At 49.5% G+C, this 20,717-nt stretch carries 22 protein-coding genes and 3 pseudogenes; 18 read left to right on the top strand and 7 right to left on the bottom strand.

Annotated features, from left to right (window positions below):
- Nucleotides 1–153 precede the first annotated feature (153 nt).
- The gene (locus IE082_RS06670; protein WP_189493143.1) at nt 154–1,218 is read left to right on the top strand and encodes a porin; all 1,065 of its coding nucleotides are present in this window, start codon (nt 154–156) and stop codon (nt 1,216–1,218) included.
- Between the two features lie 218 nt (nt 1,219–1,436).
- Here IE082_RS06670 and IE082_RS06675 read toward each other — a convergent pair.
- Nucleotides 1,437–1,871: pseudogene (locus IE082_RS06675) on the bottom strand (transposase); the annotation flags it as partial.
- Nucleotides 1,844–2,251: pseudogene (locus tag IE082_RS06680) on the bottom strand (transposase); the annotation flags it as partial. The pseudogenes IE082_RS06680 and IE082_RS06675, both read right to left, overlap by 28 nt.
- Before the next feature lie 508 nt (nt 2,252–2,759).
- Here IE082_RS06680 and IE082_RS06685 point away from each other — a divergent pair.
- Nucleotides 2,760–3,878 (top strand): porin, encoded by a 1,119-nt coding sequence (locus IE082_RS06685; RefSeq protein WP_189493144.1) that lies wholly within the window; start codon nt 2,760–2,762, stop codon nt 3,876–3,878.
- A gap of 58 nt (nt 3,879–3,936) precedes the next feature.
- Here the strand turns inward: IE082_RS06685 and IE082_RS06690 are convergent, their stop codons facing one another.
- Nucleotides 3,937–4,680 (bottom strand): Nif3-like dinuclear metal center hexameric protein, encoded by a 744-nt coding sequence (locus IE082_RS06690; protein WP_189493145.1) that lies wholly within the window; start codon nt 4,678–4,680, stop codon nt 3,937–3,939.
- Here IE082_RS06690 and IE082_RS06695 point away from each other — a divergent pair.
- From IE082_RS06695 to metW, 15 genes and pseudogenes are all read left to right on the top strand, one after another.
- A complete protein-coding gene (locus IE082_RS06695; RefSeq protein ID WP_189493146.1) occupies nt 4,679–5,860 on the top strand; it encodes a S1C family serine protease in 1,182 nt (393 codons plus the stop codon). The two genes, IE082_RS06690 and IE082_RS06695, sit on opposite strands and share 2 nt — an antisense overlap.
- A 15-nt stretch (nt 5,861–5,875) precedes the next feature.
- Complete coding sequence (locus IE082_RS06700) at nt 5,876–6,841, top strand: hypothetical protein (RefSeq protein ID WP_189493147.1); 966 nt, start codon at nt 5,876–5,878, stop codon at nt 6,839–6,841.
- Between the two features lie 170 nt (nt 6,842–7,011).
- Nucleotides 7,012–7,326 (top strand): LapA family protein, encoded by a 315-nt coding sequence (locus IE082_RS06705; protein WP_189493148.1) that lies wholly within the window; start codon nt 7,012–7,014, stop codon nt 7,324–7,326.
- Nucleotides 7,327–7,341: 15 nt separating this feature from the next.
- Entirely contained in the window at nt 7,342–8,544 is a 1,203-nt protein-coding gene (locus IE082_RS06710; protein WP_189493149.1) for a lipopolysaccharide assembly protein LapB, read from the top strand.
- A gap of 19 nt (nt 8,545–8,563) precedes the next feature.
- Nucleotides 8,564–8,833: a ComEA family DNA-binding protein gene (locus IE082_RS06715; RefSeq protein ID WP_189493150.1), complete on the top strand. Its 270-nt coding sequence runs from the start codon at nt 8,564–8,566 to the stop codon at nt 8,831–8,833.
- Nucleotides 8,820–9,392: a sigma-70 family RNA polymerase sigma factor gene (locus IE082_RS06720; RefSeq protein ID WP_189493151.1), complete on the top strand. Its 573-nt coding sequence runs from the start codon at nt 8,820–8,822 to the stop codon at nt 9,390–9,392. The genes IE082_RS06715 and IE082_RS06720 overlap by 14 nt, the downstream gene beginning before the upstream one ends.
- Before the next feature lie 120 nt (nt 9,393–9,512).
- The gene (locus IE082_RS11540) at nt 9,513–9,722 is read left to right on the top strand and encodes a zf-HC2 domain-containing protein (RefSeq protein WP_505706067.1); all 210 of its coding nucleotides are present in this window, start codon (nt 9,513–9,515) and stop codon (nt 9,720–9,722) included.
- A gap of 53 nt (nt 9,723–9,775) precedes the next feature.
- On the top strand, nt 9,776–10,072 hold the full coding sequence (locus IE082_RS06725) for a BufA1 family periplasmic bufferin-type metallophore (protein WP_189493152.1): 297 nt from the start codon (nt 9,776–9,778) through the stop codon (nt 10,070–10,072).
- A gap of 90 nt (nt 10,073–10,162) precedes the next feature.
- Nucleotides 10,163–10,414: pseudogene (locus IE082_RS06730) on the top strand (BufA1 family periplasmic bufferin-type metallophore).
- Between the two features lie 135 nt (nt 10,415–10,549).
- On the top strand, nt 10,550–11,371 hold the full coding sequence (gene bufB, locus IE082_RS06735; protein WP_189493153.1) for an MNIO family bufferin maturase: 822 nt from the start codon (nt 10,550–10,552) through the stop codon (nt 11,369–11,371).
- Nucleotides 11,368–12,141, top strand: a complete 774-nt coding sequence (locus tag IE082_RS06740) for an HvfC/BufC N-terminal domain-containing protein (RefSeq protein WP_189493154.1) — start codon at nt 11,368–11,370, stop codon at nt 12,139–12,141. The genes bufB and IE082_RS06740 overlap by 4 nt, the downstream gene beginning before the upstream one ends.
- Before the next feature lie 13 nt (nt 12,142–12,154).
- On the top strand, nt 12,155–12,619 hold the full coding sequence (locus tag IE082_RS06745) for a DoxX family protein (RefSeq protein ID WP_189493155.1): 465 nt from the start codon (nt 12,155–12,157) through the stop codon (nt 12,617–12,619).
- A 65-nt stretch (nt 12,620–12,684) separates the two neighbouring features.
- Complete coding sequence (locus IE082_RS06750) at nt 12,685–12,906, top strand: hypothetical protein (RefSeq protein ID WP_189493156.1); 222 nt, start codon at nt 12,685–12,687, stop codon at nt 12,904–12,906.
- A 156-nt stretch (nt 12,907–13,062) separates the two neighbouring features.
- Nucleotides 13,063–14,199 (top strand): homoserine O-succinyltransferase MetX, encoded by a 1,137-nt coding sequence (gene metX / locus IE082_RS06755; protein ID WP_189493157.1) that lies wholly within the window; start codon nt 13,063–13,065, stop codon nt 14,197–14,199.
- A gap of 20 nt (nt 14,200–14,219) precedes the next feature.
- On the top strand, nt 14,220–14,828 hold the full coding sequence (metW, locus tag IE082_RS06760; protein WP_373295075.1) for a methionine biosynthesis protein MetW: 609 nt from the start codon (nt 14,220–14,222) through the stop codon (nt 14,826–14,828).
- A 37-nt stretch (nt 14,829–14,865) separates the two neighbouring features.
- On the opposite strand, the gene IE082_RS06765 is transcribed toward metW, so the two are convergent.
- Genes IE082_RS06765 through edd form a run of 4 tightly spaced genes read right to left on the bottom strand, consistent with a single transcriptional unit; the run spans nt 14,866 to nt 19,009 of the window.
- Nucleotides 14,866–15,819: an SMP-30/gluconolactonase/LRE family protein gene (locus IE082_RS06765; protein ID WP_189493159.1), complete on the bottom strand. Its 954-nt coding sequence runs from the start codon at nt 15,817–15,819 to the stop codon at nt 14,866–14,868.
- 15 nt (nt 15,820–15,834) lie between these two features.
- Nucleotides 15,835–16,476, bottom strand: coding sequence for a bifunctional 4-hydroxy-2-oxoglutarate aldolase/2-dehydro-3-deoxy-phosphogluconate aldolase (gene eda, locus IE082_RS06770; RefSeq protein WP_189493160.1), 642 nt, complete (start codon nt 16,474–16,476; stop codon nt 15,835–15,837).
- A gap of 18 nt (nt 16,477–16,494) precedes the next feature.
- Entirely contained in the window at nt 16,495–17,124 is a 630-nt protein-coding gene (locus IE082_RS06775; RefSeq protein ID WP_189493161.1) for a hypothetical protein, read from the bottom strand.
- Between the two features lie 52 nt (nt 17,125–17,176).
- Nucleotides 17,177–19,009: a phosphogluconate dehydratase gene (edd, locus tag IE082_RS06780; RefSeq protein WP_189493162.1), complete on the bottom strand. Its 1,833-nt coding sequence runs from the start codon at nt 19,007–19,009 to the stop codon at nt 17,177–17,179.
- Between the two features lie 227 nt (nt 19,010–19,236).
- Here edd and zwf point away from each other — a divergent pair, with 227 nt between their 5' ends.
- Entirely contained in the window at nt 19,237–20,682 is a 1,446-nt protein-coding gene (gene zwf, locus IE082_RS06785) for a glucose-6-phosphate dehydrogenase (protein WP_189493163.1), read from the top strand.
- Nucleotides 20,683–20,717: the final 35 nt, after the last annotated feature.

A 20,717-nucleotide genomic window follows, 5' to 3' on the forward strand; every position in this document is an offset into this window, starting at 1 on the left:
CGCAACGTAATAGAAAAGGTAGACAAAAACCACTACGGATAGAATAATAGGCACATCGATAGGCGTTTAACAACTATGGCCTATGGAGGGGCTCTGTAAAGAGTGGTCAAACTCGTTGTTTGGCAAATGTTTAATTTATCTGGGGATAAACAAATGAAAAAATCTTTAGTTGCATTAGCAGTATTGGGTTCATTCGCAGGCGCAGCTTCTGCTGCCAACAGCGTCACTTTGTATGGCCGTGTTGACGTTGGTTACCAAAAATTTAGCCATGAGTTTGATAATGACGGCTTCAATCAGTCAGGCAATGGCGAGACTCGCTTAGGTATCAAGGGCGAAGAAGACTTGGGTAACGGCTTGGCTGCAACCTTTCAATTGGAAGGTCGTTTTGATGGGGACACTGGTAGCAAAACTGAAAAAGACGATGGCAGTCAATTGGCTTTCTTCGATCGTGAATCAACGGTCGGTTTAAAAGGCTCTTTTGGTCATGTTCGTTTTGGTCGTTCAGTTGCTGCTATGGACAAAGCTTTGGATCGCTATGTGGTTGGTGAGCGTGTAGCTACTTTGTGGGATCCGTATGCTTCTAGCACACGCCACAGCAATACTATGTTCTACGATTTTGCCTCTGGTGGCTTTGATGGCGGTTTCCACGTTTCTACTAAGGGTGGTGCTGTAGGCGATACGACTGAAGGTAAAGATGGCGAAAAAATCGGTTATGGTGTGTTTGCAGGTTACACTGTAGCGGGCTTCACTGTGTCTGCTGCTTACCAAGCTGATAAAGCACAGTTCGCAAGACCGAATTTGACCCAAAATATATCTGCCATCGGTGAATTTGCTGCGGACAAAGAGTGGGGCGTTGGTATGTCTTATCAGTACAACCCAGTTAAATTCAGCGTCACATATGCAGAAGCTAAGTCGCGTCAACAAAATTCGTCTTATAAGGCAAAATTGAAGACTTGGACTACTGCACTTTCTGCTGATGTGACTGCAAACGACAATGTTTATGTGAAGTACATGGAGAAGCGTTTTTCTGACAATTACAGCGCATCGTTGCAAAAAGAGAAAGGTAGATACTTCGGTTTGGGCTATTCTCATGCTCTGAGCAAGCGTACTTCTGTTTATGCTGATGTGGGTCGTTATGACGTGAAGCAGACAGTCGGTCGTGCAACATACAAAAACGATGGTACTGCATTTGACATCGCTTTGCGTCACAACTTCTAATTTGAGTTAGGTGTTTAACCTAATAAATTAATTAGACACTAAAACCCCCTTTCTTATTATAAAGAGAGGGGTTTTTTATTTATAACGAGACCTTTGCACAACCTCCACCTAAAAGCCGAGGAGTTGCGTAAAATTAAAAAACGCATCGAACGATTGAATTACCTCCAAAAATCAGTCAAGCGACTTCAAATTCAAGCAAAAGCGGCCTGAATTACCGCCTAAAGCCCCTCACAGTTTTGAGCAAAAGATGGATTTATCCCACACAAAGCGCATTGACCTTCGCTGTACGTTTTAAATTGTATGCCATTACCACTATACACAGACGCGCATGATTGCGAGCTTAGGCCTAAATACTTGGTTTTCGCCATGCCCAAATGCAGTTTAAGCACGCCAAACACACGCTCAACGGTCGAGCGCACCGACGCGTTTAAGCGGTTTTGCTCTTTCTGCGCTTGGGTAAAAGGTTTGTTGCGGTACGCGCGTTTTATCATTCGATTGTCAATGCCGCAGGCTTTTAACCACATGTCGCGCATGAGGCTGGCATAGGCACTGTCTGCGTAAACACGCGCGGTGTCCTGCGGAATGATTTGCTCAAACACTTGAGAGTCGTACACATTGCCAGCCGTCACGGCAAGGTGGGTGATGAAGCCGTCTCCTTCAACATTAAGGTGGTTCTTAAACCCATAGGTGTGGGTTTGTTTGCCATTGGCGACGGTCTTGACGTTATGCCCTGCTTCTGGGCTTGTGTATTATTGCCGTCAGAACCTTTGCGTGGGCGAGCGCAATGTGCTTGGGTGACAGTGGCATCGATGATGCTGATTTGCCCCAGTTTGAGGATGATCGATTGTGCGGTCAATTGCTGATTGATTTCGTTAAACAACACCTCGAATAAGCCATGCTGGCGCAGAGTTGCACGAAAGCGCACAAATATGGTGTGATGCGGCACCGCATCAGATATTCCCATGCCGGCAAAGCGGCGAAACACTAAATCACGCGCCAATTGACTTGCTAATTGAGGGTCGGAGAGCTGATGCCATGTTTGACAGCAGGGTTTTGAATTTCATCAGCGGCGGATAAGCCAGATTACCAACCTCAGAGGCGTGTATGCCATCCATCAGGGCATCTATCCGCGACCAGTCAATGAGTGCGTGGATATCGCCTAATGCTCGCAAGGCTTTGTGCTCTATCAGTAAACTGTCTTGTCGGGTTTTTTGTGTGCCATGAGTTCAATTCTCGGGTGATGGGGGGATTGCGGTATTTTATAGCGTTTGTCGGAGCTGGGGTTGTACAGAAGTCTCACATTAACGATTTTAGTTGGTGGAGAGATTTGTAAAAATGATACATTTTTTAGGGTGTACATCTGCTTCACAAGTAATTTGTATTCTTGATGGACAAAAAGTCACACTTCATCAATAATGTAGTCAGCGATTTTCTTATTGATTTGTGCCTTTTGCGCAGAATCATAAGAAATATAGCTGGTGCCCAGTGAAAGGGCTCTGGGTACTTAAATAATAACTCTCAATTAAGTGTGAGGAAGACAAATGAAAAAATCATTATTGGCATTGATAGTTCTGGGTGTTTTTACGGGTGCAGCATCAGCAGCAAGTAGCGTAACTTTGTATGGTACCGCTGAAGTGGCTTATCAAGACGCTTCTAAAGACGGCACCAGTTTGCGTCAAGCTGCGCCTGGTGAGTCTCGTGTTGGTTTTAAAGGCAATGAAGATTTGGGTAATGGGGTGGCGGCCTTTTTCCAAATGGAGTCACGGTTTAATATAGACACGGGTGCTAATACAGGGACGGAGAGTGGTACGGGCTTTTTTGATGAGAAGTCAATAGTGGGTTTGAGCTTTGCCAATGGGGCGCACAAAGTATACTTTGGAAAGTCTAACTCACCTATTGACCGAATTGGCAATAATGTGGGGCATTTAGCCAACGATTTAGCAGTTAAGTCATCAGCCGGCGGCTGGCGCAATGGTGCATACTATGACTACGACATGGGTGGGCTAAAAGCGGGCGTGGCCATTACCACCAAGGGTGGTGCACCTGGTAATAGTAACACCGCAACATTTACCTCAGGTGCAATAACCAGCAGTACCAGCCAAACCGAAGGGCAGTCGGGTACTAAGTCTTCGTATGGTTTGTATGCTCGTTATGATGCAGCTAATTGGTACGCTGGTGCTGCATGGCAAGCGGATAACGATGTCAATGCTGTAGGAGGCTCGTTGGCTGGTCTGATGGGGATTAAGAATGAATGGTTGCTTGTGGCTGGCTATACATTTAACCCTGTGACGATTGGTGCTTCTTATGCGCGTGCAAAGTTATACGAAGATGTCTTAGGTACTGTAGAGAAAGGTGGGAAACGCACAATTTGGCAGGCTCATGTTTCTGCTGCTTTAACGCCAAAGGACACTGTGTTTGTTAACTACAACAGCATCAAGGGTACGGGTGATAGCGGCACTGTGTATGAGAAGCAGGCAACATGGGGCTTGGGTTACAATCACAGCTTGAGTAAACGCACCTCGGTATTTGCGGGTGTGGCGCGGGTTGATACCAAGATTGGCTCAAGTTTATCAACAGATTCAGATGGTGATTTGATATTGGGTGGCACAGGCACAGGTAAAGTGACTAAGTGGGATGTCGGTTTCAAGCACACATTCTAATTAATCTTGCTCGGGAAAAAGCTCTGCAGAAGCAGAGCTTTTTCTATTGAAGGTTCTTTCAAACGGGATTCGTTTCGTCAAAAAAACGATATTCAAGTGAATATTGATCACGCAAGTATTCTCCTAATGCTTGTATGCCATAACGCTCAGTGGCGTGGTGGCCGCAGGCTAAATAAGCGACTCCCAGTTCGTGGGCCTCATGGTAGGTGCGCTCTGAGACTTCTCCTGAAAAATATGTGTTAAGCCCAAATGCTGCAGCATCTGCTAAGTAGCCTTGTGCACCACCAGTGCACCAACCAATGCGACCGACTGGTGTGTCTGGATTGCCGATCATTAACGGCGTGCGATTCAGTGCTCTCTCTGCACGCGTGGCTAAGTCTTTGAGTGTCAAATCCTCGGCGGTGCCGTGCCACACCAGTGGCTCGGTGGGTAATTGCCCATGTGTGGTCAAGCCCAATTTGAGGGCAAGTTGGGCATTGTTGCCTAAAGTTGGGTGGGCGTCGAGTGGCAGGTGATAGGCGATTAAATTCATGTTGTGACGAATCAGGCTGGCGATGCGCTCAAACTTCATGCCTGTTAATGGTGCATCTTCACCTTTCCAGAAATAACCGTGGTGTACGAGCAACACATGAGCGCCCCACTCGGCCGCGGCGTCAATCACCGCGCGGCTCGCGGTGACAGCGGTTGCGATTCGCGTTATACTGTCACAGCCCTGTATTTGCAAGCCGTTTGGGCAGTAATCCTTATAAGCGCTGGGGGTGAGTAGCGCGTCGAGTTCATTTAATAATAGAGTGCGATTCATGTTAAAACGCTTTTGGTTGATGTTGGCTCAAATCATCACGGTGCTGGTGTTGGGGACTTTTGTGGTCAAAACGCTCAAACCACAGTGGTTGCCGAGTGCGTTGTCGAATCTTTTTGGCGCAGGCAAAACTCCCTCCGTTGTTGGCGACAAAACTCCCATTGCCCCCCGCGAAGCACCGCGAAACATATCGGGTCTATCCTACCATGATGCGGTGAAAACTGCATTGCCATCGGTGGTCAGAATTTACACGTCGCGGTTGGTACAAAAAAGCCCATTTTCCGACCCAATACTTGATCAGATGTATAACCAAAATCAAGCACCTGGCTCCGAGAGTGGTTTGGGTTCTGGCGTGATTATCGATGCGCAGGGGTATATTGTGACCAATCACCATGTGGTTGATAGTGCGGATCAAATTGAAGTGGCTTTGAGTGATGGACGTCGTGCATCTGCTGTGGTGGTCGGGTCTGATCCTGATACAGACGTGGCGGTCTTAAAAATTGATTTGCCGAATCTGCCCAACATCACTTTGGGGCATGATGATGAGTTGATGGTGGGTGATGTGGTGTTGGCGATTGGTAACCCGTTTGGTGTGGGTCAGAGCGTGACGATGGGGATTGTGTCCGCTTTGCATCGAAGCCAGCTGGGTATCAATACATTTGAAAACTTTATTCAAACAGATGCGGCGATTAACCCAGGCAATTCGGGCGGTGCTTTGGTGGATTCAAATGGACACTTGATTGGCATCAATACGGCCATTGTGACGGGTAACGCCTCTGGCGAGGGAGCGAATGCGGGGATTGGTTTTGCCATCCCTGTGTCGGTCATGAAGCAGGTTGTCGATGAGTTGATTGCTACGGGCACGGTGACACGAGGCTACATTGGCGTTTCATCGCAAAATGTGACGCCAGAAATGGCGAGGACATTTAATTTGGCTAGTCAAGATGGCGTTATCGTTGCCAGTGTTCGCCCTGACGGCCCTGCTGCGCAGGCCGGTATTCTTGTGGGGGATATTTTGACCCAAGTGGGTGATGCACCGATTAAGGACACGGCCAGTATGCTGACCGAAGTGGCTAAAGTCAAACCAGGTGTACAGACCATGGTTAAAATCTTACGAAATGGTCAAGAGATGAGTCTGAATGTGACCATCGGCACGCGCCCAAGCGCAGTGCAACCTCGCTAATGGAGTGCGACAGACATGAAACACACAAAATTGCTATTTGAACATCGCTTGACTGTATTGGGTCACCAACTCACTGAGGCGGCTTTGCAAAAAAGCCCTGCGGTTTGGTTGCACGAAAATGGTGGGCGTACCAGCGTGTTTTATTTAGAGGGTATGTGTCGCATGTTGGGTGCGGCGCACAATGACGAGCGCTTCGCTAAGCTTAATGACAAATTCAAACGGCTCGAAGATGCCCTGGGTGCTTTTGATTATTACGATGCGTGGCTCAAAGAATTTAATGCAAATCCCCAAATCTCTGATGATGTGGGTATGTTGTGTGATCATGAGAGGGACTTGGCGGAGCTCAAACTCAACGGCTTGCTCAAACAAGAAGGCTGGTTACCCAACAAGGGACAGCGCTTACTCAAAATCAAAAAACAGCTGAAAAAAATCGACTGGCAAAGTGATAAAGACTTTGTTAAACACGCACGTCAGTTTTATCAAAAAAACATTGAGAAGCTCACGCAACAGCTGGGTCAACCCATGACGGATATAGAGGCACATGTCCATGAATTGCGTCGGGATGTGCGTTGGCTGAGTATTTATCCACAAGCATTTAAAGGGTTCTTTGCCTTAGAAACTGCGCGCGTGACGGCGAAAAAATTTGATAAATACCTCAGTGCAGAGGTGGTCAATTCGCCATTTAACCAGCTCACACAGGTGAGCGACATCGAGCCATTATTGTTCCACCAAAATCACTTTGTTGCCATGAGTTGGCTGATCGCTGCACTTGGGTTATTAAAAGACCAAGGGTTGCGTTTGGAGGAGTTGAGCTATGCCTTACAAACCGTTGAAGGCTTAACAGATGAAGAGGCTGATGCTAAGGCGCAATCGATTCTGGGTTCAGGTCAGGCCAGCCAAGCGCAGTTGCTGAGCGCGGCGCAGTCTGTGGCGAAGACGTTTAAGGCGGATGCCATCCTGTCTGGTTTGCTGGTGCGTTAAAGTGTTCGGTGTGGTTCCGTGATAAAAAGGCTTGATGAATCAAGCCTTTTTTACATGATGCTAACGATTAAATCGTGCGTGTCACGATGGCAAACTTGCCAAAAAATCAGCCGCCTTCATGCCAGCTGGCATACAATGCAGTCATTGTGTTTTTCATTAAGGAGTATGTTATGGCTGTTCTCACTTGGACCATTCGTGTTGTGATACTGTTGTTGCTGATTTGGTTGGCGATACAAAACACGGAGTTGGCAACTTTTTCATTGACGAGTGACATCCGTTTTCCATTGCCGTTGATTGTTTTGCTCTTTGGCTTTTTTGCTCTAGGGTTGTTGATGGGGGTGGCGATTTTATTACCCAAAAATTGGGGCTTGCGTTGGGAGATACGCAAGTTGCGTAAAGAAACGGAACAACAAAAAGCCCAATTGGACAAAGCAGGTGTGATACCCGAAGCTCCAGTGGTTGATGTGCCGCCCATCACTATGTAACGGTGAGAGGTCAACATGGATTTTGAAGCATGGTGGTGGTTGGTGTTGCCGTTGTTTTTTGGCTTGGGCTGGCTGGCTCGAAGCTCGGACGCGCGTCGCCAAATCAAAGAAACACAAGAGCTGCCCAAGTCGTATTTTAAGGGGTTGAATCACTTGTTGAACGAAGAGCCAGATCAAGCCATTGATGCTTTGATCGACGTGGCTCGGGTGGATACGGGCACGATTGACTTGTATTTTGCGCTGGGTAATTTATTCACCACGCGTGGCGAAATTGAGCGTGCGATTCGGGTCTATCAAAGCTTATTGGATCGTCCTGACTTACCCGATGATTCGCGCGAGGCAGCGATGTCAAAATTAGGCACGGCTTTTTTAAACGGTGGTTTGTTTGATCGCGCAGAGGCCACATTCAAAGCACTTTTGGATGACCCGAAAGCATCAACGATGCGGGCGCACGCGCAAGCCCAATTGCTGCATATTTATCAATCACAACAAGAATGGCAGCAAGCGATTGGCGTGGCGCGTACCATGAATCGAGCCGTGGAACAAACCATTGCACTGTCCCACTTTCATTGTGAGTTGGCGATTGAAGCGATGGCGCGTCAGGATTACTTGATGGCAGAGGGTGAGCTCGATGCGGCACTTGAGTTGCGCCCGTCGAGTATTCGCGGATTTGTGTTGCGCGGTCGCTGGTATAGTGCGCAAGGGCGCGTGTCGGAAGGCTTGGCTGTTTGGTTAGGCTTAGCCAAATCACAGCCTGCTGCTGTGCCGTTGTTGGTGTCTGATGTGATGTCTGCGTATGAGTCATTGGGTACGCCACAGCAAGGTCTACATTTTTTATATGAAGAGTTAATGAGCACAGGTTCGGTTGATGTGCTCAATACATGGTTAACTGCACACGCGAAGCATGGTCAAGCTCCAGAACTATTGCCGCAATTATCAGCGGTGTTTGCGGCACATCCGTCGCTCAATGCGTTGGATAAGTTACTCAGTCAACGACTGAGCGATGATGCTTCATCAGAGGCGGCACGCGAAGATGCGCTGATTCAGCAACTCATCAAAAAGCAAGTGCAGCAATTATCCAAATACCGTTGCGCACATTGTGGCTTTGAAGCAGCGCGTTATTATTGGCAATGCCCCGCTTGTAGCCGCTGGGAAAGCTACCCACCCAAACGACTTGAAGAGTTAAACAAACGCGAACGATCGCGTGTGCAGATGTGACGAAAATTAGGAGGAGACGATGCGACTGCGACGATATCTTGCTTTGGGATGGCTGTCATGTGCTGTGGCGACTTCAGTGCAGGCCGCTGATGTGAATCGAGCCACTGCCTTTCAGCTTGAGGCGGTTGGTGGGATTGGTGAGCAGATGGCTGCAGACATCGTCGCTGAACGGGTAGCTCATGGGCGCTTTGTCAGTTGGGATGACTTCCGACAACGCGTCAAAGGTGTCGGTGAGCATAATCTAAAAATCATGCAAAAAGATGGATTGACCCTCAATGCAAACCCATAACGATATTTGGCAAGAGCTTGCCACACACCATGGTTATTTGCTCAAAGTGGCTCGTCGGCTCACGCCGAATGATGCTTTGGCTCAAGATGTGGTGCAAGACACTTTGCTGGCCGCGTGCGAAAAATTCAATCAATTCCAAGGCAAGTCCAGCTTACGCACATGGCTCACCACGATTCTTAAAAATCGCTTGCGAGACACATGGCGGGCAGACAAACGTTGGGTGGCGCCGCTCACGCAAGGTGAGGATGGCGTTGAGGATTTTGACGCCTTGTTTAGAGGCGACGGGCATTGGGAAAAAGAAACCTTTGTCCAGTGGCTCAGCCCAGAGCAGTTGGTGTCCGAGCAGCAATTTATCGCTGTGCTGGATGACTGCATGAAAAAATTACCAGCCAAAACAGGGCAGGTATTCATGATGAGCCAAGTGTTAGAGATGAGCACGGATGAGATTCGGGTTGAGCTGGGCATCACAGCCAGCCATCTGTGGGTGCTGCTCTACCGTGCACGCATGACGCTCAAGTTATGCCTTGAAAAAAACTGGCTCGGTTTGGCCTCTGCCTAAATTATTTTTCAAGCCATCAAAAATTATTTCAATTACTTTGTAAGGGCTGGTGGCGTCGCTGCGTCTAAAGGGTACAGGATGCGAAAACATCACGGATGTGCCGCCGTAATCTTGTCAAAGATGACTGCGAAAGGAGAAGCAACTGTGTTTCAATTCAAGTGTAAAGATGCCTCGATGCTGATGGCGCGCTCTCAGGATGAATCGTTGCCTTGGTGCAAGCGGGTTCAGCTGCGAGCACACTTAATGATGTGTCATCGTTGCCGTGGGTTTAACCGACAGATGCAGACCCTTTCACAAGGCGTTCGGAAGTGGAAAGAGCAATCTGATTGAGCCAAAGATGGCTTTTGATTTTTTAATTTTTCACCAAATTTTAGAGTAAGACAATGAAAAAATACAACATGATGATGGCCGCAGCCGTGGCAAGTTTGACTTTGGCCGCGTGCTCAAAGCCCGCTGAAGCGCCGAAAGCCGACGCCACAGCAAAAGCTGATGCGAAAACCGCAGCAGACCCCGCCAAAAGTGAAAAGTGCTACGGCATCGCCATGGCGGGTAAGAATGACTGCGCCAATAAAACTGGCACGCACTCATGTGCAGGCCAAGCCAAAACAGACAATGACCCGAACGAATGGAAGTATGTGGACAAAGGCACTTGCGCGGGTTTGGGTGGAAAAACCGCTTAAATCCCCGTCGCTAATGGCATTCATGCCATAGTGCACTATCACTTTATTTAATTTAATCAATATCAGTTAATCTCTAACAGGAGAAATACCATGAATAAGTCACAACTTTTGATGAGCGCAGCCTTGACCAGTTTGATGCTCGTCGGCACTGCCCAAGCCCAAACGTCTATGGGCAAAGAAAAATAAAAATGCTACGGCGTGGCCAAAGCTGGCCAAAACGACTGCGCCAGCAAAACAGGCAGTCACTCGTGCGCAGGTCAAGCCAAAAAAGACAATGATGCTAACGAATGGAAATACGTGGCCAAAGGCACTTGCGCGACCATGGGTGGTCAACTTAAATAAACGACGAACGACGTCACTGATTTTTTCATGTTGTTGTTTGGCGTGCACCCGTGGTTGGGTGTACGCCCCCCTCTTTTTAAGAGGTTTTTGAGAGGTGAGCAGCAAAATGAGTGTGACGGTCAATGGGAAAATACGATGAGCATCGGCTTTGGCGTCGGACTGCGAACACCACATTACCGTGAGTTTCTGGAAAACAAACCCGCTGTGGATTGGCTGGAGGTGCATTCAGAGAACTACTTTGGTGACGGTGGCTGGGACATGCATGTCTTGATGACTTTGCGCGAAACCTATCCCATCAGTTTGCATGGCGTGGGTTTGGGTTTGGGCTCAGCCAACGGTATTTCGAGTGCGCATTTGGCAAAAATCAAAGCGTTGGCGGACAGGGTGCAGCCTGAGTTGGTCTCTGAGCATCTGTGTTGGGGTAATGTTTCTGGGCGTGTGCTCAATGATTTGTTGCCGCTGCCTTATACAGAAGAAGTCTTGGCGGTGATTGCCGCCCATGTGCGGCAGATGCAGGATGTGTTGGGGCGGCAAGTCTTGATTGAAAACCTCAGCAGCTACGTGCAGTTTGCCAGCAGCACCTTGTCTGAAGCGGCTTTTTTGAATGAGCTGGTTGCACAGACCGGTTGTGGGTTGTTATTGGATGTGAACAATGTTTATGTCAATCAATGCAATCACGGTATATCGGCGCTGGATACGATTCACGCACTGAATCTGGATGCGGTCAAAGAAATTCATCTGGCGGGTCACTGCGTGCTCGATGATGTGGTGATTGACCATCACGGTGATGTGGTCGCCGATGAGGTGTGGGACTTGTACCGCATTGTGGTGGCGCGGATGGGACACGTTTCTACATTGATTGAGTGGGATACTGATGTGCCCGATTTATCGGTTTTGTTGGCGCAGTCTGATAAAGCGCGTGGCGTGGCGCACCAAGCATCGCAGGTGTTGGTATGAGTCTACATTATGAACAAGCGCGATTTGCTCGCTGGGTGACGCAACTGGCGACTGATGAAGCACAGACGGGTGAAGCCTTGGTTTCAGGTTCTGTCACCGTGGCGCGTGGTTTGGCCGCTTATCAAAATAATCTGCGTTTGGCATGGCGCAATGCCTTGGCCGCGACATTTCCTGTCATGGTGCAGTTGATTGGCGAAGATGGGTTTACGTTGTCCGCGCGGGATTACGCTCAGGCTTATCCTTCTCAGAGTGGTGATTTGAATGAGTTTGGTCAGTATTTTCCCCAATTCATGGCGGACTATGAACCACTGGCCGCGTATCCGTATTTATCAGATGTTGCTCGACTGGAGTGGTTGTGGCATGGTGCACATTATGCTGCGAATCACACTTCGCTGCGTGTTGAGGATTTGATGGCGCATGGCGCGGAGGATTGGTTGTCGGCACAGGTTCGGTTTGCGCCCAGCGCTTGTTTGTTTGAGGCGAATCACGCAGCAGTCAGTATTTGGTTGGCGCATCAAGCGCAGGCTGATTTGAGCTCGTTACAGGTGCATCAGCGCGAATTTGCCATCGTGTATCGTCCTGTATGGCGTGTTGAGGTACGATTGATTGATGAAGCTGCATTTGTGTTTTTGCAAGCGTTGCGCGCTGGGGCGACGTTTGAAGAGGCCTTTGCGATGGTCGATGAGATGAATTTATCGCTGGACGTTGTGGCTCTGCTGCCCGTGTTGATTGACGCGGGCATCTGGTGTGACATCGTTTGGACGAACTAAAAAAGGAAATAACATGAAAACGAATCGTGTATTGAGCCGCTTGATGTGGCATGGCAACGATGATGTGGTGTCAAAGTCACTGGCAGATTTGCTATTACTGGCGTTGCGATGGTTTATCGCATGGCAATTTTTAAAAGCGGGTTTGGTCAAGCTCGATGACTGGTCATCGACTCTGGCTTTGTTTGAAAGTGAATACCAAGTACCGTTGCTCTCGCCTGTGTTGGCGGCGTATTTTGGTACAGCGGGTGAATTGGTGTTCCCAATTTTGCTGATGGCGGGTTTGTTCACACGGTGGGCCGCACTTGGCTTGTTTGCGGTGAATGCGATGGCGGTGATTTCGTATCCGCAGTTATTCACATTCAATTGCCCCGCAGCCATCAATGACCACAAGTATTGGGCGGTGATTTTGGCGGTGATTTTTGTCTTTGGTGCTGGCCGATTGTCTGTGGATGCCTTGTTTGGACGTAAAACGGCTTAAGAAGCTGATTAAGAAAACCAAGCCATGATAAACTCATGGCTTGTTTTTTATGCGATTGTTGACCTATGTCTTTTTACACCCCGCCGATTTGGCACAAACCTGATGGCACACCATTGGCCTGTGTAGAAAAAATCAAAGTGCTGAACGAAAACATCGAGGAACTTGGCCAGTTGGCGCAAGATGCCATTGATGATGCTGTTTTGATGGGTGGCACGCAAGCGCAGGTTAAAGCCGCCTTGCATGAGCTGATAGACAGTTTGGTGGCTGGATATCCTGAGCAGGATTGAGATTCGTTTGGGGTTGTGATACATTACAGCCTTGTTGTACGCGCCGATTTGTATCAGCTTGCGGGCGCGACCTATTCTGGTCAAAACGGCTAAATGATGAACCCAAGGGGTGACGCATTGGCTGCGTGACTGACTTGGGTTTTTTACTGGGGTTTTATGACAGACTCATCCGACACACTGGGCGTTGTGACGCCACAAACCATGAATTTTGATGTCGCTTTGCCTCTGCAAAGTGGTGCGGTGCTACGCGACTATACGCTGATGTACGAGACGTATGGCACACTCAATGCGGCACGAGACAATGCGGTACTCATTTGTCATGCGCTCAATGCATCGCATCATGTGGCCGGTGTCTCGCCATCGGGTGATGTGGGTTGGTGGGACAATATGGTCGGGCCGGGTAAGCCTGTCGATACCAATCGCTTCTTTGTGGTCGGCATTAATAATCTTGGTTCCTGTTTTGGCTCCACAGGGCCGATGCATCTGAATCCTGAAACAGGCAAAATTTATGGTGCGGATTTCCCGTTTGTCACCGTTGAGGATTGGGTGGACGCACAGTACCGTTTGATGAATGCCTTGGGTATTTCGCAGTGGGCGGCTGTGATGGGCGGCAGTTTGGGCGGCATGCAGGCGCTGGCGTGGAGCATTCGCTATCCCGCCGCGCTGCGTCACTGTGTGGTGATTGCCTCTACCCCCAAATTATCAGCGCAGAACATCGCATTTAATGATGTGGCGCGACAAGCGATTTTGACAGACCCCGATTTTCACGGCGGGCATTTTTATGAGCACGGCACATTGCCACGACGCGGATTGCGTGTGGCTCGGATGATTGGGCACATCACGTATTTGTCGGACGACGACATGGCGGAGAAATTTGGTCGTGATTTGCGAGAGCGAGACGACTATGGTTTTGGCTATGGGGTGGATTTTGAGATTGAGTCCTACTTGCGTTATCAGGGGGATAAATTCGCCGATTATTTTGATGCTAATACCTACCTGCTCATTACCAAGGCTTTGGATTACTTCGACCCTGCCCGTTTGTTTGAGGGGGATTTGAGCCGTGCGTTGGCCAGCACGCAGGCGCAGTATTTGATTGCGTCATTTTCGACGGATTGGCGATTCTCGCCTGAGCGCTCGCGCGAAATGGTGCAAGCGTTGGTGAAGAATCGGCGAACGGTGTCTTATGCTGAGATTGACGCCAAACATGGTCACGATGCATTTTTGCTCAACGATCCGCGCTATCACAATGTGGTGCGTGCGTACTTTGCACGAATTTCAGGAGAGCTATCATGAGCCAAACCGCACATGCAGCGATTAATGCCGCGAGCTTATTGGCAGGTGAGCAACGTCCAGACTTTGATGTCATCACGCGTTGGGTGCCTAAAGGGGCTCATGTCTTGGATTTGGGGTGTGGTGATGGCAGGTTGTTGGCCAAATTGCGAGACGAGAAGCGAGTCACTGGTTATGGCGTTGAACTTCGTGATGACAACGTTCATGCGTGTGTGAAAAAAGGCTTGAATGTCTTGCAACAAGACTTAGAGGGTGGCTTGTCGTGGTTTGAAGACAAAAGTTTTGACATCGCCATCCTATCGCTCACACTACAAGCAGTGCATAAAACCGAAGAAATGATGCGCGAAATTGCCCGCGTCGGCAAAACTTGCATTGTCTCCGTGCCTAACTTTGGTCACTGGCCGCATCGCTTGTCGGTGCTCAGAGGTCGTATGCCTGTGTCAAAAACCTTGCCTTACGAGTGGTACAACACGCCGAATGTGCGGGTGCTGACTATTCCTGACTTTAAGCGACTCGCTGACGATGTGGGTTGTCGCATTGTGGAGCAGGTCGTATTGCGCGAAGACCGTGAGGTGAAATGGCTGAGCAATCTGCGCGGTAATTTGGCCTTGTTTAAATTGGAGTCTAAATAAAAAAGATGCTCGTTTGAGCATCTTTTTTATGACGTGTTTACTTTGCGCGATAGCGTCGCGTCGGTAACCCCGCGACATCTACGCGTAATTTCAAAATAAAGCCATTGGCGGGAAACTGGGCTAATTCCTCATCTGGTCGATTGCCTGTTGTGGTAATGATGAGTGTTTTTAAATCCGAGCCGCCGAAGCACAACATGGTCGGGCATTTGGCTGGTAACGCAATGCGCTGCAAAATCTCACCTGTGGGCGCGAATTGAATCACTTGTCCGCCCTCAAACTGCGCGCTCCAGTAGTTGCCAGCGCTGTCTACCGCTGCACCATCGGGACGACCTTGGTACGGCACATCAGCATCTTTCGAGGCTTGTTGGTTCAGCGTTTGGTAAAACACGCTGCGATTAGATAGTCCATCAACCGCAGCTACACTACTGTCGTAGGTGTAGCGGTAAATAGCGTGCGCTTGCGTGTCTGAATGATACATTTTCTGACCGTCGGGTGTGGTTGCCCAACCATTGCTGGTGGTGATGCCCCAGTCTTGGTGTCGTACCGCGTGCTCACCAACGACGGCGTGTAATTCGCCTTTGTCTAAACAAAACAGCGATGCGCCAGCTCGTGTTTTGGGGGCAAATAGTGTCCCGATCCAGAAACGCCCTTGTGTGTCCACACCGCCGTCATTGAATCGAATGTTGTTCGTGTCATACGGTGCAGTGATAAAAGGTGTCAGGCTAATGTCACCCGCAGGTGTTGCGACGTCAAACAACGCGATGCCTGAGCGCAACGCCACCACCAAATCACTTGACTCACTCAAGGCAATCGCTCCCGGATCGTTGGATGTGTCATCGGGTAGCTGCCAGAGCGTGTGCGCATTGTCCATCGCGTGACGATGAATGCGACGATTGGGGATGTCAATCCAATAAAAACACTGCGCCTCATCATCCCAAACGGGTGATTCGGCCAGTCCTGCGCGTTCGGTATAGATTGTTTCGATATTCATATTTTTTGTGTCGATTTAAACAGAAATAAGGCCGTTGGCTGCGTCATGCGCTTCGCGCGCGAGCTTTTCGATGGCGGCAAAATCGCCCGCTTCGAGCAATGTTGGCGGCACAATCCAAGTGCCACCGACAGCAGCGACGTTAGGTTGTGCGGCGTATTCGGCGACTTTCGCGAGCGTTACGCCACCTGTGGGCATGAATTTGATGTGTGGCAGTGGTGCGGCCATGGATTTGAGCATGTTCAAACCGCCGATGACTTCGGCTGGGAACAATTTAACCACTTCAAAACCGTGTTCGGCCAAGGTCATGGCTTCGGATGGTGTGGCGCAGCCGGGGATGAAGTTCCAGCCGCTGGCCAAAATCGCTTCACGCAACGCCACGCTTGTACCGGGTGACACACCGAAATTTGCCCCCGCATCGCGTGCTTGTTGTAGGTGTTGTGCGTTGAGCACCGTGCCCGCACCCGTTACTAGATCAGGACGCGCTTTGACCATTTCGCTAATCACATTGAGCGCGGCAGGCGTGCGCATGGTGACCTCAACGACGGTTAAACCGCTGTTGGCGAGGGCATTGGCCAGCGGTGCAGCGTGCGCGACGTCTTTAACGACGACGACGGGGACGATTTTGCATTTGGTGAGGGCCGTTTTGAGTTGTTGCATGATATGTCCTTCGAAATTTTATTTTGAAATGCTGTTTATTTGCGTAATCTGGTCTGTGCTTAGGTTTTTGGTGATTTCGTGGCTGATATCGTTAATTTTATTTTGAACCCATTTTTGAGCAGTGGATACACAGGATTGTATTTTTGGAATCTGCAAGTTTTTTGACATGGTGGCTCTTATAACCTGGCCACTAGTGTTCAAAATTATGGTGCTGTTTTTTGGCTCTTGAATGACATATAGCTTATGATGGTTTATCCCAAGTTCACGATGCGCGAAGAACTTATTTCTCAAAGACATTATTTCTGCGTGAGATTCACTATCTGCGGAGCCTTTTGGGAAAACGTTGCTTTTCTCTAATTGTGTAAATCCATTTGAATTGGTAAAAGCCTTGGCATATTTAACCACAGCCCCGTAGATTAAATCGTCAGCAATAGCAGTTGGAGTGCCGTGAAGGAGTTTGCAAACTTCTTTGGTAGTTTTCATCTTGTTAAAATGCTCAACGCGCTCCAATGTCGTATAGACCTCATTTAAATCCGAACAAATTTCAATATAACTCTCAATTTGTCTAATTTTACCTTGAAGAGACTGATCTGAAAACAGAGAAAGGGTTGAGGGAAAAGGTACACCAACTAAATCAGACACAGCCATAATTTTTTCCTGTTTTTCAAGTTTGAAATGAAAAATGTAGAACCTACAAAGCTCATATCTCTACATCCTTAATCAACCAAGTCGCCCCCAGCTCCGCTCGTCCCACATTCGCTCGAGCCACAGCGAAAAAGTCGAGCCAGTTTTCAGTGTCCATGTCGGGGCGTTGCGCGGGTGTGCGTACGGTGAGTTCTTCGGTGCTGACTTCGAGTTGCAGCACGCCTGTGTTGGCATCCACGGTTATGATGTCGCCGTTTTGGATTTTAGCGATTAGGCCGCCATCTAATGCTTCGGGGGAGACGTGGATGGCGGCGGGGACTTTACCTGATGCGCCTGACATGCGGCCATCGGTGACGAGGGCGACGTGTTGGCCGCGGTCTTGCAAGACGCCGAGCGGTGGGGTGAGTTTGTGCAGCTCTGGCATGCCGAGAGCCTTCGGGCCTTGGAAGCGAACGACGGCGACGAAGTCTTTGCAATCGAGTTTGCCTTCTTTGAAGGCGTGTTGTAATTCGGATTGATCCTCAAACACCATGGCGGGCGCACGGATGACGCGGTGATTTTCGCCAACGGCGGAGGTTTTTATCACCGCGCGGCCTAAGTTGCCTTGTAGAAGTTTGAGTCCGCCATCGGGCGCGAATGGATTGTCGATGGGGCGTACGATGGACTCGTCAAGTGAGTGTGGTGTGCCTGCGCGCCACGCGAGTTGGCCATTGTGAAAATACGGTTCTTGCGTGTAGGCCGCCATGCCTTTGCCGAATCGGTTGGAGACAACCGTGTCGACGTCGTCATGGAGCAAGCCTTGGCTACGCAACTGGCCAATCACGTAGCCGAGTCCACCTGCGGCGTGAAACTGATTCACATCCGCCGAGCCGTTTGGATAAACTCGGGCAAGCAATGGAATGATTTGGCCAAGCTCATCCATGTCTTCCCAGCGTAATTCAATTCCCGCGGCGCGCGCGATGGCGACAATGTGCAGTGTGTGGTTGGTTGAGCCACCTGTCGCGAGTAGACCGATGACGCCGTTGATGATGGACTTTTCGTTGAGCAACTGCGCGATGCTGTATTCGGGGTGGTTCGCGATGGAGAGTGCTTGTGTAACGGCCTCTTCATCCAATGCAGCGCGCAATTCGGTCGATGGATTGACGAAGGCACTGCCAGGCAACATCAAGCCCATGAATTCGAGCATCATTTGGTTTGAATTGGCTGTGCCATAAAATGTGCACGTGCCCTCGCTGTGATAGGCTTTGAGTTCGGAGTCGAGTAGCTCTTCGCGTGTCGCATCGCCCGTGGCAAAACGTTGACGCACGCGAGCTTTGTCTTTATTCGAAATACCTGTGGTCATCGGGCCTGCGGGGACGAATAATGCGGGCAAATGGCCAAATGCTGCCGCACCCATGAGCAAACCTGGCACGATTTTGTCACACACGCCAAGTAGAAGCGCCGCGTCGAATACCTGATGCGACAGCCCAATCACCGTGGACTGCGCAATCGCGTCGCGAGAAAACAACGATAGCTCCATCCCTGCATAACCCTGCGTCACACCATCGCACATCGCGGCGGTTGCGCCTGCGACTTGCGCGGTGGCACCGAGTGAGCGCGCTTTAGCTTTGAGGCGGGGAGGGTAATGTTCGTAGGGTTGATGTGCCGAGAGCATGTCATTAAACGAGGTGATGATGCCGATGTTGGGTTGACGTTCAACCCGCAGTCTGAATTGGTCTTGCCCTGCCGCCGCGTAAGCGTGTGCGAGGTTGGCGCAACCCATGTGGTCACGTGAGGGTTTGAGCTTGCCGCTGGCGTTGATGCGGGCAAAGTAACGAGCCCGTGAGGCGCGTGAACGCTCGATGAGCCGCTCGGTAATTTTGACAATGGTGGGGTGCAGTTGGGGCATGGCGTGTTCCCTGAGGTAAAGTTTGTCTCGTTGTGTTTTAATAGCGACGTGTCTTGAGCTGTTTTATTTGATTGTAGTAAAACTAAAAAAAATAGTCAAAACATATTTACTTTTCCTACATTTTGCGGCATATTCTCGTTCATCGTGTTGAAAATGGGCGGATTGTTGGTACCAAATGATGCACTCACCTCGCACAAAACCATCAAAATAAACAAAAGGATGTCCTCATGAGCTCACCCAAATTTTCATTAGTCATGTTCGGCGGTACAGGCGATTTGGCTATGCGCAAATTATTGCCAGCGTTATATCAAAGCTATATTGATGATGGCTTTCAGTCAACCTCGCGTGTCATCTGTGCGGCACGAACGGTCTATACCAGCGAACAATACCGTGAATGGATGAATGAGTCTGTCAAAAAACACGTCTCCGAGCGTTTGGATGATGTTAAATGGAGCGGGTTTTTGCAGCGCATCGAATACCATCCGCTCAACGCCACAGATGCGAACTGCTATGTGGATTTAAAGAATATTTTGGATCAAAACGACAACGAGCGCGTTTATTACCTCGCGACGTCACCGTCGATTTTTGAGCCGATTTGCCAGGGCTTGGCATCACAGGGTTTGAATAAAAATTCGCGTATTGTGGTGGAAAAGCCACTCGGCCACGACCTTGCCTCATGCCAAGAAATCAACGATGTCATCGGTAGCTGCTTCGAAGAAAATCAAATTTACCGTATTGACCACTACTTGGGCAAAGAGTCAGTACAAAACCTCATGGCGTTGCGTTTTGGCAACAGTTTTTTTGAGCCAATTTGGCGTCGTGAGCGCATCGATAATGTGCAAATTACTATCTCGGAAGAGTTAGGCGTTGAGAAACGCGCCGAGTTTTATGATGAAACAGGCGCGTTGCGTGACATGGTACAAAACCATTTGTTGCAATTGCTTTGTATCGTCGCCATGGATCCACCCGCCTCAATGGATGCGGATGCCGTGCGTGATGCCAAATTAGCCGTACTTCGTTCACTCAAACCGATGAGCGAAACGGAAGTATTAAACAACGTCGTGCGCGGGCAATACAATACTGGCACGGTGTTGGGAAAAGACGTTCCCGCGTACACAGGAGAAGAGGGTGTTAAAAACGGCAGTGTGACAGAAACATATGTTGCATTAAAAGCCGAAATCAATAACTGGCGCTTCGCGGGCGTGCCATTTTACTTGCGCACTGGCAAGCGCATGCCCAAACGCATGGCGGAAATCGTCGTGCAATTCAAACCCGTTGCTTATGAGCTGCTCGGCAAAATGCCGCAAGGCTCAAATCGACTCGTGATTCAGCTGCAGCCCGAAGAATCCATGCGCATGTACTGCTTGGCCAAACGACCTGGCAACACCATGCGTTTGGGGCCTGTTCACTTGGACATGGACTCAGATGACTTTTTTACCGAGCGTCGTATGGATGGCTACGAGCGTTTGCTGCTCGATGCGATTCACGGAAACTTGTCGTTGTTTGTTCGTCGTGACGAACAAGAGGCCGCATGGCGCTGGGTTGAGCCGATCATGAATACATGGCGTGATCAAAACGTCACGCCAAAGCTTTACACGGCAGGCACATGGGGGCCTCCAGCCGCGAATGCACTCGTGGCACGTGATGGTTTTAACTGGCACGAAGAACTGTAATCATGCAAAAATTCGCGGCTTGGCCGCGAAAGTTT

Origin of the sequence: Formosimonas limnophila, assembly GCF_014652675.1 — a bacterium.
GTDB classification, from domain to species: domain Bacteria; phylum Pseudomonadota; class Gammaproteobacteria; order Burkholderiales; family Burkholderiaceae; genus Hydromonas; species Hydromonas limnophila.